10 protein-coding genes are annotated in these 15,026 nt (G+C 47.4%); 1 reads left to right on the forward strand and 9 read right to left on the reverse strand.

Annotated features, from left to right (window positions below; genetic code table 11):
• Positions 1 to 289: 289 nt before the first annotated feature.
• The 5 genes from AC506A_RS21140 to AC506A_RS21160 all read right to left on the reverse strand — a co-directional run bounded on the left by AC506A_RS21140 (position 290) and on the right by AC506A_RS21160 (position 7,099).
• Positions 290 to 1,942, reverse strand: a complete 1,653-nt coding sequence (locus tag AC506A_RS21140; protein WP_495462991.1) for a response regulator transcription factor — start codon at positions 1,940 to 1,942, stop codon at positions 290 to 292.
• 35 nt (positions 1,943 to 1,977) lie between these two features.
• On the reverse strand, positions 1,978 to 2,817 hold the full coding sequence (locus AC506A_RS21145) for a carbohydrate ABC transporter permease (protein WP_495462992.1): 840 nt from the start codon (positions 2,815 to 2,817) through the stop codon (positions 1,978 to 1,980).
• A 1-nt stretch (position 2,818) separates the two neighbouring features.
• Positions 2,819 to 3,700 carry a carbohydrate ABC transporter permease gene (locus tag AC506A_RS21150; RefSeq protein ID WP_495462993.1) on the reverse strand — a complete coding sequence of 294 codons (882 nt, stop codon included), beginning with the start codon at positions 3,698 to 3,700 and terminating at the stop codon, positions 2,819 to 2,821.
• 117 nt (positions 3,701 to 3,817) lie between these two features.
• The gene (locus AC506A_RS21155) at positions 3,818 to 5,161 is read right to left on the reverse strand and encodes an ABC transporter substrate-binding protein (protein ID WP_495462994.1); all 1,344 of its coding nucleotides are present in this window, start codon (positions 5,159 to 5,161) and stop codon (positions 3,818 to 3,820) included.
• A gap of 126 nt (positions 5,162 to 5,287) precedes the next feature.
• Positions 5,288 to 7,099 (reverse strand): cache domain-containing sensor histidine kinase, encoded by a 1,812-nt coding sequence (locus tag AC506A_RS21160; protein WP_495462995.1) that lies wholly within the window; start codon positions 7,097 to 7,099, stop codon positions 5,288 to 5,290.
• A gap of 406 nt (positions 7,100 to 7,505) precedes the next feature.
• Between AC506A_RS21160 and AC506A_RS21165 the strand changes: the two genes are divergently transcribed.
• Positions 7,506 to 9,278 (forward strand): glycoside hydrolase family 35 protein, encoded by a 1,773-nt coding sequence (locus AC506A_RS21165; RefSeq protein WP_495462996.1) that lies wholly within the window; start codon positions 7,506 to 7,508, stop codon positions 9,276 to 9,278.
• 54 nt (positions 9,279 to 9,332) lie between these two features.
• Here the strand turns inward: AC506A_RS21165 and AC506A_RS21170 are convergent, their stop codons facing one another.
• The 4 genes from AC506A_RS21170 to AC506A_RS21185 form a co-directional block, all read right to left on the reverse strand.
• Positions 9,333 to 10,241 (reverse strand): AraC family transcriptional regulator, encoded by a 909-nt coding sequence (locus tag AC506A_RS21170; RefSeq protein WP_495462997.1) that lies wholly within the window; start codon positions 10,239 to 10,241, stop codon positions 9,333 to 9,335.
• A 73-nt stretch (positions 10,242 to 10,314) separates the two neighbouring features.
• Positions 10,315 to 11,961 (reverse strand): type 2 periplasmic-binding domain-containing protein, encoded by a 1,647-nt coding sequence (locus AC506A_RS21175; RefSeq protein WP_495462998.1) that lies wholly within the window; start codon positions 11,959 to 11,961, stop codon positions 10,315 to 10,317.
• A 122-nt stretch (positions 11,962 to 12,083) separates the two neighbouring features.
• Entirely contained in the window at positions 12,084 to 13,172 is a 1,089-nt protein-coding gene (locus AC506A_RS21180; protein ID WP_495463120.1) for a response regulator, read from the reverse strand.
• Complete coding sequence (locus tag AC506A_RS21185) at positions 13,172 to 14,935, reverse strand: histidine kinase (RefSeq protein WP_495462999.1); 1,764 nt, start codon at positions 14,933 to 14,935, stop codon at positions 13,172 to 13,174. The genes AC506A_RS21180 and AC506A_RS21185 overlap by 1 nt, the downstream gene beginning before the upstream one ends.
• Between the last annotated feature and the right edge of the window lie 91 nt (positions 14,936 to 15,026).

A 15,026-nucleotide genomic window follows, 5' to 3' on the forward strand; every position in this document is an offset into this window, starting at 1 on the left:
AACCCCTTGATTACAATCCTCCTCTTCCATAGGTTTCCTACGATACTATGTATCTTACAGATGATGAAAACGCATTCAAATGATGATATTTGATAAAGAAATGATTTATTTTTCGTTTATTTTCGCATATTATTGCTGAAATTTATCACTCAAGCGAAAGAATCGGACAGAAAGTGATGTGCATCGGTACATTTTGTACCCTTACAAAAGGTAAAAGGAATAAAAAAACTCTAATTATTAGTTTCCCTTAACATAATAAGGAAAAAAACAATTAGAGCTCATTAATTGTTTATATGATTGAGGAAACTTCGCGATGCGTCTTCGGACTGTGACCCGTTATTTTTTTGAAAATACGACTGAAATGCTCCGGATTCATGTAACCGACCCGATCCGACACCTCGGACACTTTCATGCCGCTTCCCATTAGTCGTTTCGCCTCTTCAATTCTTAGCCTCGTCAAATATTGAATAAAGCTGCTGCCGACTTCCTTGGAAAACTGCTTACTCAGATAGCTCCCGCTGACGCCTACCATCTGACTGATTGAAGGGAGGGTAATATCCTCGCAATAGTGCTTGTCTAAGAACGTTTTTGCTTTCGCGACAGGGAGTGAATATTTCTCATGCTGCTTGCATTCATGCTCGTGAATCAAGCCATGAATATTACCCAGTGTGCTTTCCATCCAATCCAAAATGCCTCTCATCGTATCAAATTGCTCGATAAAGTCCAGCGGACTACTAAACCCCTCCTGGAGCTGCTGCCAACGCAGTCCGGATGGATACAGGATTGCACCAATTTCCCAGACCATCTCGGTAAACTCCGATTTAATGACATCGGGTTTAATGCTGTCAGCCTGCATGAGCAGCATACGAAACTGGGTATATTGCATCCTCCATTGCACGGCATCCGATTTCTTAAGACTCTTTACCACGTCAGCCCTGGTAAGCCGCAATTGGTCCAGGAAGGATTGTGATCCGGCAGACTTCTCCTGCAGATGCTTGGATACCGGTACCGCCTCAGGAAAAAAAATTTTATCAAACCCTCGATAATAGCTAAGCTCTGCAGCGTTAGAGGACTGCTCTGCCAAATCAAGCCACTCGCATGAATTTCTGCCCCAGCCGCTGACACCGATGGCGACAGAAGCATTGATAAACTGCTTTAAACGTACGCTTATAGTCGTCAGCACACCATGGATGTTCTCACGCGCAGAAGTCTCGCTGCGATGATGGGGAAACGCCATCAGCAAGGTGTACTCCTTAGGCAGTCGGTCCAGAATTACGGCCGGGATCGATTGCGAATCAATGACCGTCCGGATCGTTTGTTTAATAAAGCCCGCCGAGCTTTCATTGAGGCTGGTCTGTGAGAGTTTAACCGAAGCCGCGATGAGATTCACTTCACCAAGTACGGCCTTCAGCTCGGCAGAGGCTTCATTGCGAGCGGAGGCTTCTAACGGTTTATGGTTTAACAGAGAGATAAGCAAGGGTTCCAGATTCTTGTCAGGAAGCGCCGGCATATCCGCTTCAGCAACGGCTGCTTGCACCGGAGCCGCATCTTTATGCTTCATTACTTCATTCACGGCTTTAGACAGAATCGGCGCAAGATAGGCTTCATCCATATTGGCTTTGAGCATATAATCCTTGGCTCCGTTTATAAACGCTTCCCTTACGTAATCGTAATCGTTAAATGCGCTTAGAACGATCGGATAGACCGGCTTCGCAAGTTCAAGCTGACCCAGCTGCTGAAGAAATTGCAAGCCGTTCATCTTGGGCATCTGAATATCCACACAGACGATATCAATATCTTGATGCTGCGTTACGAAATGAATCGCTTCTTGGCCGTCCGATGCTTCTCCGACAATATGAATATCTGAATGTTGGGAGGTGATCATATGACGCAATACGAGTCTGACTAACGGTTCATCATCCACTATCATCAGATTGATCATCTTTAACGTTTCCCCCTCATCTCTGATAAAGACTGTTAACCCTTCACGGCGCCGTCCATAAGACCTTTAAAGATAAAACGTTGAAACGCGATGTATACCGCTGCACTTGGGATCAGCACGAGCACAATACCGGCGCAAAGCGCGGATAAATCGGAACCCCGTGCACCGACAAACTTCATCAGTGCCGTCGACATCGTAACCAGTTCTTTCGAAGGCATATACAAGAATGGAATATAGACATCGTTCATGACGGTTACGCTCTTCAGAATCGCCAGCGTTGCAGTTGCAGGCAGCAATAACGGGAATATAATCGAGCGGAAAATCCTTACGTACGTTGCCCCATCCAGCATGGCGCTTTCATCAAGCTGGTTTGAAATTTTCTCTAGAAATTGCATGTAAATATAGATCTGCATGATGTCCGTTCCAATGTAGATCATGATCGGAGCACTCAATGCATCGTACATCCCCATGGAATGAATGATCTGAAACCGAGCAATTTCGGTCGTATAAGCGGGAATAATCATGGCGACCAGAAACAGGCCGTATACAACCTTCTTTAATTTAAACTGAAACCGATTCAAGATATAGGCAGTCATCGTGCCTAATATGGCGTTACCGCAGAGCGTGATGAATGCAATGATGGTTGTGTTCCACAGCCCTCTCAGCATATCGCCTTGTGTGTAGGCCAGCTTGAAATTACTAAAGTTCAAGAAGCTGCCGGGCAGAGCAAGCGGTGTCGTTTGAAACAGTTCCGTTCTCGTCTTGAAGGCTCCGAGTACTACGAGGGCAATCGGAACGAAAACAATGACGAAGATGAGCGCAAACATTGTATAATAGATCACATTTCCCGGTAAGCTCCGTCTCCACCTGGACATATCAGTTCTCACTCCTGTCCTTGATGATCCAATTCTGTATCGAGGAGAACACGATAATCAGGATCAGCAATACTACGGCCATAGCCGAGGCTAAACCGAAATTATTAAACTTGAAGGCCGTGAATAAGGAGAATAAGCCAAAGGTGCTGCTGGCAACACCGGGTCCCCCGCCCGTCATGACAAATGGAATATCGAATTGCAGCAATGCTCCCGTGACATTCATGAATAGGATAATTTCTACGACTCGGCGAATACCCGGGAGCGTAATATAACGCTGCTTCTGCCAGAAGTTCGCCCCGTCGATCGATGCCGCTTCATATAAATCCTGCGGAATCGATTGAAGACCTGCCAGGAACAAAATCACGTGCACCCCGCAGAAACGCCACAACGATACGGCAACAAGGGAGAAATTCACCAGCTTCAAATCGCTCAACCAGCCATGAATCCAGCTTTCCAGCCCAACGGAAGTCAACAAGCTGTTAAGCGGTCCGTTAATCGGATAGTAAATATAACTAAACATATAAGCTACCGCTACGCCATTGACGACATAAGGCATGAGTATAGTGAAGCGGAATAACGAGCTTCCGCGAATGGCCCGATTTAATAGAACGGCTACCATTAATTCCAAGGGAATAAATAACGTATGCACAATAAAATAGATGCCATTATTACTGATCGATTTCCATGCATCCGGCATCGAGAAAAGCACCTGCTTGTAATTATCCAAGCCAATGTAGCTCTTAGAGGCGCTATACCCATCCCAGTTCGTAATACTATAGTGAAACAATTGTATGGTTGGATACACTAAAAACAATAACAGCAATGAAACAGGGATGAATAAAAAGCCGATGATAACCCATTTTTGCTGCGCCTGGTAGTTCATTTTCATCCCTCCTGCAAGGTAACCGAATCTCTCTATCCTACTCTTCCTGCCGCTTTGCTGAATAAGAGAGGGTACATGGTTTGACCCAAAGCACCCTCCTCCACAGCTATTCCGTTATTACTTAATCGATTCTACGGCTTTCTTCCAGTTGCCATTCAGCGTTTTCTCCACATCTTCAACGTTTTTACCCGCAAAGATGTCTGCTGCCGTTTTCTTCTCATCATATTGAGCAGCTGCTTTTACTTTTGCATATCTCTCGTTAGTAGCATCGTAGATAAACGGAACGAATGGAGCTACCTCGTTCGATTTATTAAAGAATGGAAGATCGGAAGTTACGCCTTCAACAGTAGATGTGTTTTTCAACGTGTTGATATACGGTTGGTAAACTTCAGGGCTAAACATCCATTCCATGAATGCTTTCGCTTCTTCCACATTCGCGGAATTTTTGTTAATGGAAACGTATTGATCAGCCAGCGTCATGTTCGGAAGCGGATCGCTTGCAGAAGTTCTCCAAGGCATCGGGAACGCGGCAAGGTCATCGTCGTTGCCAACCTTCGCCAGATGATCTGCATAATACCATTGTCCCAGTGCTACGATTGCTGCTTGCTTAGCTTGGAACAATTGAGTCGCTTGATCATAACCAATGCCAAGCGCATCCGGTCCTGCCAATTTATCCGCAGCGATTTTCTTGATCATATTAGCAACTGTCTCGAACGTAGAACCCTTACCGAACGGTTCTGCATTAGTAGCCAAGTTCGCTTGGTATTGCTCATCCTTGGAAAGAATATGAGGACCAAATTCAGAGAACGGATAGAATGTCCAGTCATCTTTACCGCCCAGTGCAAGCGGGATATATTTATTGCTGGCTTTGATTTTTTCAAGCACATCAATGAATTCATCCATGGTTTGCGGAATTTGCAAATTCAGCTCTTCGAAGATGCTTGGGTGATAGTAAACATACTCCGAGAAGGATACCAGCGGCAGGCCGAGCGTTTTGCCGTCGATAACACCTGGGAATTTATTTGTTTTCGCAGCCGGCAGCTCATCAAGCGGAAGCAAGGAATCTTTATAAATTTGGAAGTGAGCCGGTTTCAAGTACATCAGATCAGGCAGGTCATTTGCTGCAAGGCGTACTTTCAAATATTGACCGCTGTTATCCGGAATCGTTTCAACTTCAATGGAAACGTTTGGTTTCAGCTTCGTGTATTCTTTCACTTTCTCTGTCCAGAACTCGATATCTGTTTTGGCTTCCCACATGCCGAGTTTCAGCTTAACAGGCTTGGCTGTGTCTGCTTCCGTCGTATTCGCAGCTGTGTCTGCTTCTGTGTTTGTCTCAGCAGCAGCCGTGGTATTGTTACTCGTGTTCGTGTTGTTCTCTTTGCTGCTTCCGCAGCCTGTCAACATCGCTACCGCAAACATACAGACCACCAGCAATACATTAAAAAGCTTCTTGTTACGCATTGATTCAACCCTCCGTTTATAGTGACCATCTGTGGTTGCTGTTCTTCAACCTTCTTCATAATAACGCCAATGTAACCGCATCCAAATGATTGTTATTGAGGTAAACATGATCTTTTTTGAACCATTCTACGCCGACATGACTTCCTCATCATCAGAACTGCTTATGAGGGGCAAGAGCAGCTTAACGCGTGTACCGCCTCGTTCGCTCGCCTCAATATGAAGGCCGTACGTTTTCCCATAATGAAGCTGAATGCGCTGATGAACGTTCAATATGCCCATTCCGCTGTAGCTCCGATCTTTGACAGGCTCTTCCGCTTGTTTCCGATAACTCTCCAAGGCTTGATCCGTCACCCCAACTCCGTTGTCCTCGATGCAAACCAGAAGAGCATCATTCTTCAAGCACGCCGAGATGTAGATGATGCCGCCGTGATCCCGCCCGTTTAATCCATGGATCAAACTATTCTCAATGATCGGCTGCAGGAGCAGCTTTAGCACAAACAAGGTCCGCACAGATTCTTCAATCTCCCACACTGTTTCAAACTTGTTCCCATAGCGAATCTCCATAATGGATAAGTAATGCTTCAAGTTCTCTACTTCATCTGAGACCCTCGCAAGCCGCCCGCCGCGGTTAAACGAGGACGATAACAACCGCATGAGCGAGTTCGTCATGTTTTGAATATTGTCCGCTTTACTAATCAGCGCCATCAGCTTAATCGCATTGAGCGTATTGATTAAGAAATGCGGATTAATTTGCGATTGCAGCACCGAGAATTCAGCCATTCGTTTCGCTCGTTCTTGTTCTTCATGCTGCTTCATCAGCTGTAGAATCTTCACAATCATATGATTGAACGTATTGCCAAGGGTCAGCAGCTCCAGACTTCCGGAGGCATGTACATGTGTAGATAAATCACCATCCATGACACGCGACATCTGACGCATGAGTCGGTGGATCGGCTTTGTGACATTACGTACAAAATAAATGGCTACGGCTCCCAGCGACACGATGATCATCATCGCGGCAAGCAGAATGATTTTGTTCACTTTCTCATAGTTGACGATTAGCTCGCTGTAAGGCGTTATATTCACGATTTTCCAATCGGCTTCACCGACATTGGCATACGTAATCAGCATCTTCTTCCCATCGATCGTCTTCAGAAAATGCCCCCATTTCCCGGTAAGCTTCTGAAGGATCGGCCCTATTGATTCTCCTTGCTGTGCCCGCTGTTGATTCGAGGTCACAACGGATCCGTCACCATCTACCAGAAATACTTTCGATAATCGATTCGTATCCTGCAGCAGAATGTTTTCGAATTCGCCTCCGCTAAATGCAAAATAGATCACTTCCACATCTGACAATATATTAAAGGCGCTCGGTGAGAAGGAAGCCGTCATGATGCTGGTAAGCAGCTTCTCGCTATGAACCACTAGGGGCTGCTCCCCAAGAAAATGAATTTTGTCCGGCTTATTCAGCGCCAGCTGATACCAATCCGTCCTGCGAGTCGTCATTTCATTCCCTTCCATATTGCTTAGATAGGTGTAGGTGCCCTTTTCCTTGAAGTAAAATTTAACAGAGAGAACATCCGACATGACGGATGACGTATGCTTATTGAGAATTTTATGCAGCTGGCTGATATTCGTTTGCCTATCCACCGAGGTGGTCGTATGAATATCCGAAGCGGTCGTCAGCACATCCGGATCCATGCTGATCGCCGCGAAGATGCTGATCATTTTGTTAATTTCCTGTTTTGTCGCATACGCAACGGTTTGCGAAGACTGAAGCGTTCGCTCGGTAGCCTGATTGATGACATCGGTTTTATACATACGCAGAACAAAGATACTGCTGAGCGTAATTGGAATGATGACGATGAACACGACAAATATGCTAAGAATCGTAGATAATTTCATGCCGTTGGTTCGGGCGAGCAGTGCTGATTTCAATGTGTGATCCCTCTCTCTGTAAACGTATCCACCATGCAATGATCACTTGGAATGAACCTGCCGGAAAATCGCGAACAAAGTGCTCCCCATGCAGGGAGCACTTTGTGTTCACCTTTAGATATTCCATTCTTTTCTTGCTTCCTCGATCGATCATGCCGTGAAGCTTACACCCAAATGGAATGAATGTACTGACCGGCACATCGTAACATGCGGTTTATGGCTCGAACCATTTCGAATGGTATGCGTTTTTTATACAAATGTAGTCGCAATTACGCCCCCGTCGAGGGCATATTTCCCCATACATTTATGCAAAAAGGCAAGACGATCTGAAATAGCGAGCCCTTTCATTCGTTGCTATGATAGAACTTGATTCATGGATTAGCTAACTAACAGGGGGTATTGCACAATGAGCCGATTTGCTATTGATGGACGCCAATTTGTAGTTGATAACAAGAAATTTCAAATGATCTCCGGCGCGATTCACTATTTCCGTGTCGTTCCCGAGTATTGGAGGGACCGATTGCTGAAGCTGAGAGCATGCGGCTTCAACACCGTTGAAACTTATATCGCTTGGAATATACACGAGCCCAAACAAGGGCAGTTCTGCTTCATCGGTATCGCGGATGTCGTTCGATTCATTGAGATCGCAGCCGAAATCGGCCTCTACGTGATCGTTCGCCCCAGCCCTTATATTTGCGCAGAGTGGGAATTCGGCGGCCTGCCTTCGTGGCTGCTGGCAGAAGACGGCATGAAGCTTCGCTGCCGCTATCAGCCTTACTTGGACCGGGTCGATGCCTACTACGATGTGCTAATGCCTCTGTTAGTTCCACTGCTGCATACCAATGGCGGTCCGATTCTCGCTATGCAGGTTGAGAATGAATACGGCAGCTATGGCAACGATACAACCTACTTAGCCTATTTGCGTGAAGGCATGATTCGCCGCGGCATTGATGTTCTGCTCTTTACCTCCGATGGTCCTGAGGATCATATGCTTCAAGGCGGTACGCTGCCGGGTACACTCGCGACGGCAAACTTTGGCTCAAGGCCGGAAGAAGCCTTCGATAAATTAAGCGAATACGAGCCGGACAACCCGCTGGTTTGCATGGAATATTGGAACGGCTGGTTTGATCACTGGGGCGAAGAGCATCATGTCCGCGGCTATGACGATGTCGCCGATGTGCTGGACCGTATTCTGAAATCAGGCGCTTCCGTTAATTTCTATATGTTCCAAGGCGGCACGAATTTCGGCTTCTACAACGGAGCGAACTTCTTCACCTCCTACGAGCCTACGGTGACCAGCTATGACTACAACGCGATGCTTAGCGAATCCGGTGCCATAACCGATAAGTACCTGGCCATTCGGGATGTCATCTCGAAGTACGTCGACATTCCGGCGGAGCTTCTTCCGGAGCCGATCCCTACGAAACGGTATGGTGCCGTGCAGCTTACGGAACAAGCGCGCTTGTTCGATGTACTTGAAGTCGTATCGAATCCGGTGAAGAGCGTGTATCCGGAAACGATGGAGAAGCTCGGTCAAGACTATGGTTTTGTCCTCTACACGACTCGGGTCAGCGGACCAAGGCCGCTCAGCAAAGTGGTCGTTCAAGAAGTACGTGATCGTGCGCTCGTCTTCCTGGACCATGAATACAAAGGCGTTATTGAACGTAATAAACATGACTTAACGATTGAGATCGCTGAAGGCGATATTACCCTAGAGATCCCGCAGGAAGGCGCGTCGTTAAGCCTCCTCGTAGAGAATATGGGTCGGATTAATTATGGCTGGAAAATGAACGATCCGAAAGGCATTACCGAAGGCGTCCGCCTCGAACGGCAATTTCTGTATGACTGGACGATTCATCCGCTGCCGCTCGATGATCTGTCGGCGCTGACTTATTCTCCACTAGAGCAGAAAGCCCCGCAGAATGGACCGACTTTCTATAAAGGCAGCTTTCATGTGGATGAGCTTGCCGATACCTTCTTGAACATGAAGGGCTGGACGAAAGGCGTCGTGTTCATCAATGGCTTTAATTTGGGACGCTACTGGGACATTGGACCGCAAATTACACTATATGTTCCTGCACCTCTTCTGCGGGCAGGGGATAATGAAATTGTCATCTTCGAGCTTCACGGGATGCACAAACCTACGGTAACCCTGCAGGAATCCCCTGAGCTTGGATAAAGGTTAAAGATCAAAAGCCCGGGGTCACTTCCTTTCCCGGTTTTTGATCTTTTTCTATTTCGCTCTGGCATGCTGCCGGAACCGCACCGGAGGCATACCGACAATGGCTCGGAAAGCTCGGCTGAAATGGGCTGAAGAAGAGAACCTCAAGTGCTGTCCAATCTCTTCCATGCTCCAATTCATCGTCATCAGCAGATTCTTCGCTTCCCGAATGCGAGCGTTTATAATATAGACGCTTGGAGAGATGCCGTACACGTTCTTGAAGCAGGTATGCAGATGGGTACGGTGCACATTCAGCTGTTTGGCCACATGATGCACAGGAATATCCTCAAGAAGATTCTCCTCGATATAGCAAGCTGCCTCGCGGGCAAGCCTGATTTGTGACGGACTGACCTCGGTATCCGAGAATTCACCATCGCTTTCCTGCAGAAGCCGATTCGCGAGCATGCCAACAATTTCGAGCAAGCTGGCATGAATGCTCAGCATCCGAATCGATTTCTCCATCTGAAGCCTGAATACCTCCGGCCGCTGTGCCGCATCCTTCTCCCGCACGTTCTCTTGCCCCATGCGATGAAGATCCACGCCAAACTCCTCCAGAAACAGCCGGATCCGGCTTATTAAAGCTTCATTCTCTGCATGACGAACAAGCTGATAGGTGGACGATTGAAAGATATAATGAACGTCAGGCAGCTCAACATCAAAGTGGAAATCAAAAAACGTGCAATCCGTCACAGCCTCTGTTCGATGATACATGTCCGAACCGATGAGAATCGCATCCCCGGGATACAGATGATATTGCTGCCCATTCACCCATTGCCGAATTTCTCCTTTCACACAGCATAGAAATTCAAAGAACGGATGGCGATGGTTCGGATAGGACCACCCGGCCCGATTCCGTGAGTATTCCATACCGGGTATTCGAATCGCGCTGTACATATTCGGCAGCACAAACAAGTTGTCCATGAAAGCTTCCTCCATCCTCGATTGATAGAACAATAGCGCCAGGTAACCCCAGCGCTAACTACTCACCCGATTGCTATTCTTTTATGGCTTCTGCAACTTCCTTGGAGATTTCATCGCCGCCTTGGGCGTTGAAGCTTTTAACGAATTCGTCAAAGGAGTCCAAATCCGCGCTGCCCATAATAATTCTCGTGAACGTCTTATTCTGCAGCTTCAGCAGGCTGTCCCACTTGGTTTCCATCGTCTTCGTTTGTCCATAGTACAAGCTGAATACTTTGTTCATCGGCTTCAACAATTGCTGGCCGGCTACGACGTAAGAGAAAGCAGGTCCCCATTTCCCGAAGTCTGCCGCAGGGTTGTCTCTCGTTCTGAGCCAATCCTCATACAGCGGCTTCTGGTTGCTGTTCAAGGTGGAAACATCGGCTGTTCCATTCAACACATCGCTCAGAGCCTTCGAATTCCGTTCGACATTATCCGCATAAGTCGTTGCACTGCGTATCGGCCAGTTCTGGAAGCCAACGCCCGGATCGAGTTTCAGCGCATCCGGATCCGCATAGGTTTCTGCCGCGACCTGAACGTTAATATATTTCATCAACGCCTCCGGGTGGCTAAAGCCTTTCCTCACGACGAAGAACGCGCTTGTCGGCGATTGCACATGCGTATTGAATTGACCCGCGGAATCCAGAGGCACCATATAGGGCTTCCATACCGCCGCCCTATCATTCCTCATCGATTCCTGGATCGGATCGTAACCCATCCACCAAGGTGCGAAGAAGATTCCGGAAGTGCCGCCCTTCACCAGCTCCAAATTATCACTGCGAAGCGCAAATTCTTGATCGATCAAGCCGGCTGCATACATTTCGCGAAGCTTGCCAAGCGCTGCCTTCGTCTCCGGCGTAGTACCGCCAAACACAACGTTCCCTGCGCTGTCCTTCACCCAGTTTAGCGGGTAAGAATGATATGCCGCGAAGATGGGATCGAACTCGCCGATTGCATTATCCATTTCGAATAGCGCCTTGCTTCCGGTAAGCCCCGCTGTACCTTTGCCGCTTGCGTCCTTATCGATGAAGGCTTTGGCGACAGCGGCAATATCATCCACTGTTTTCGGAGGCTGCAAGCCCAGCTTGTCCAGCCAATCCTGACGAATCCACATCATATAGATCGAGTCCGCCAACGTTTGCGAATTTGGAATCGCCATGAGCTTGCCGTCAAAGGTAGCCTGCTTTAACCCGATTTCATCCGCAGAATTATACATGTCCTTGATTTGCGGAGAAGCGTAATGCTGATAGATATCCGTCATGTCCTCAATCAGTCCCGCTTCTACCAGCTGCACCAAATCCGGGTATTGCACGATCATCGCATCCGGAATGTCGTTACTCGCAATCGCCAGCTTCAGCTTCTGGAGATTCGCGTCACTTTGTGCTTGCCACACATGATTAAACTTGATATTCAATTTGTCCTCGGTATAACGGGTGTATTGATTGTTCTCTACCGTGTCCCCGGCCGGCAGCGTCTTCTCAGAAGCCGGATCGATACCTTTGCCGATGTTGATCGTAACCGTCTCTGCATATTTACCGAATGGATCCGCTGGCATAGCCGCATTATTGGTTTCGTTCGCGGTTTTGCCAGATGCATTCGAGTTGCCATTATTGGATGAACATCCTGCCGTCAATGCCAAACATACTGTCAACACGACAGCCGATTTATGAAATCGTGCTTTCATCTTGATCCCCCTGTACTGTCGTTTGGCTTTTTACAATCCATCGTAAAACAAAAAGGACCTTTTGCGAGAGCAAAAACGGTCCTTTACAGGTAGCAGTTCGATTCGAACTTTGCGCTCTATCCTCAGGATTGCAATGCCTTTTTGTCGAAATCGGACGATTTTATACCCTTTGCGCGATATTCACTTGGAAGAAGGTTAAAAAGAGTCCGAAAAACTTTGCTGAAGTACTTCTCATTCGGATAGCCGGATTTTTGGGATACCGCATAGATCGGCAGTTTCGTCTCCTCAAGCAGCTTCAGGGCGTAACTCATTCGTACATCCCGTAAGTACGATTGGAAGGAGGTCGTCGTAATGTCCTTGAAGCATTCGCTAAAATAACTGCGGCTTACGCCAACCTCTCGCGCAACCTCATCCAAGTGAAGATCCTCGCCCAGATGCACGCGAATATAATGTGCTGCTTTCAGTATGGCCTCAATCATCTCAATCGAATACTGTCCAAGTCGTTGCTCGCCTTGGAACCACTCGCGTAAGGATGCCATCTCCAGCAGCAGCTCATCAAGAGTAGAAATAGAAGCTGACGCATTTGCCGAATTCGTCTGAATCGGTTTCAGCTTCTCCAGCAGTTTAGCTCTAGCCTCCAGCAATGGTTCGAGTTGTACGTAGCTTGGCTTCAGCGCTTCCAAGAGATTTCGATACGCGGCATCCTCCTTCAACCACCCGATATGAAGAAAGACGTTTGTCAGCTTGTCTTGTTCTTCTTGCTTCATAGGGGGTTCAACCGCTGGCTGTTCCGTACTCGCGGCCGAAGTCGAGGGATAGATTCTTTGCTTCAGCTCAAACTCAATCCGATTCGTAATGCGCTCCAATACTTCCTCCAGCTTCACCTTCTCCAGCTGGATCTTGGCAATATAATCGATAGCGCCAAGGCGAAGCGCTTCCTGCACCAGCTCGAAATCTTGATGGTAGGACAACACGACGATGAACATATTCGGATAGAGCTCACGAACTCTGCGCATGAGATCAATACCCGATAGAACCGGCATCGCCAAATCGGTGATAAGCAGATCGACTTCATGGGCTTGCAGAAACTCCAGCGCCTTCTCGCCATTGCTCGCCTCACCGATAACCTTTAATCCAAACTGACTCCATGGTAACAAGGTCATTAATCCTGTTCGCGCCAAGCGATCGTCGTCTACAACAAGTACGCGCATCACAGTGTGTCACCATCCTTCATCGCATGCGTTCTGGGAATTCGAAGAGAAATGCAGGTCCCCTCTCCGATCGTGCTTGTTATGCTGAAATCGGCTTGTCCATCGTACTGAGAGTCGAAGACCCGCTTCACATAATAAACGCCAATCCCCAAACCGATTCGGTTCTGTTCATCGGATTGCTTCTCCAGCAGCCGGGCAATAGTCTCCGGCGTCATGCCGCGGCCGTTGTCACGAATTTGAATGGTCATGTAACCCGGTCCATCCGGCTCCACCGTCACTTCAATCAAACCATTCTTGTCGTCAAAATGACCGTGGTATAAGGAGTTTTCTACAAGCGGCTGCAATATAAATCGCGGTACAAGGCAGCTGTGCATTTCTTCGGCGGCCTGTATATTCACGCTAAAGTCAAAGTCATATCGAATCTTCTGCAGCGCCAAGTAATCGCGAAGCGCCTCCAATTCTTCTGCAATGGTGGAATGAGGCCCTTTCTTGCCAAGGTTGTAATACAGCAATTTATTCAGCGAAGTAGCGACCGTATCAATATCCTCTTGCCCTTTCAAACGAGCCAGCCACTGAATCGTATCGAGCGTATTGTGAATGAAATGCGGGTTAATTTGATAAAGCAGCTTCTCCACCTCGAAATCGGCTCGGCGCTTTTCTTTCGCCGCATTTTCCTCCAGCAATTCCTTAACCCTATGGCGCATCACATCGAAGTGCCTCATCATGCTGTCAAACTCTACAATGGCGAACTCCGACAGCGGGGTGTCGAAATCGCTGTGCTCGATAAGCCTCATATCCTGATTTACTTTCTTGAGCGGTACATAAACCATTCGCCAGATCAGCCAAGCGAACAAGGAACCAAGCAGGAGAGATAAAATCACTATAACGACGAGCTGCTCAAACCAACTTTTTATTTCTTTATGGTAGGTGGCTTTGGAAATCAAATCAATCGCTTTCCAGCCTTGATTGCTTTGGGTTTCGAACACATAATAGCCATTCGATTGCTTTTTCGAGCCGGCAGGATCATAATTCAGAACGGTTCCAATCGGGAAATCCGCCGGATTTTCGCTGTATGTAATCCTATTTTGTTGGTCGACGATAAGATGATAGTCATTCATGCTCTGTTCGCGGCCGGTTTGATAAATTTTGTTCCAAATATTATACCCTGTTTCCAAATAAACATAGACATCTTCCTGATCGGGAAGGACAATTTTACGAGCCACGGACAGCACTTGCACATCGCTAAACTCCCGATTGGTTCGATGCGGCCCATAATAGGTAATGCCGTTTAACTCGACTAATCGCGGAAGCTTCTCCAGCGCAAACTGCTTATTGACGGAGAAGTTCGGATACAGGATGTTCTGATTGTCTTTGAAATAATAGAAAAACAAGCCCAGCGTGGGGTTCGTGCTCGAAATAATATTGAGATCCTGCAAAATATCGTTGTTTATTTGCGTCTTCGTATAGAGATCCTTCTCCGTGAGGAATAAACTTAGCTTCTTGCCGATCCGTCCATCGAAAGCAAGGATCTGCGACACATTATTCAGGCTGACAAGCGTGTTCTCGAGTGACAGCTGGTAAAGGTTGAGGTTGTTCTGTATGCCTGTGCGGATTCGCTGGTCCAGCAGCGGATAGACGCTTTTATAGGAAATGAAGATGACGAGCAGAAGTGGAATAAGCGCATTGAGGCCGAGTATGACATATAGTCGGTTTCGTAATGTTTTGGGCCATAGCCTGGCTATAGAAGTTATGCTTCGATTCACGTCATGTCACCCCATGTCCCATGTCATTTCCGCATTAACTATAACATGAGTTCGAAAAAAAAGACCACTCCGAGGAGTGGTCTCACGAACG

This window comes from Paenibacillus sp. N22P23, assembly GCF_059383735.1.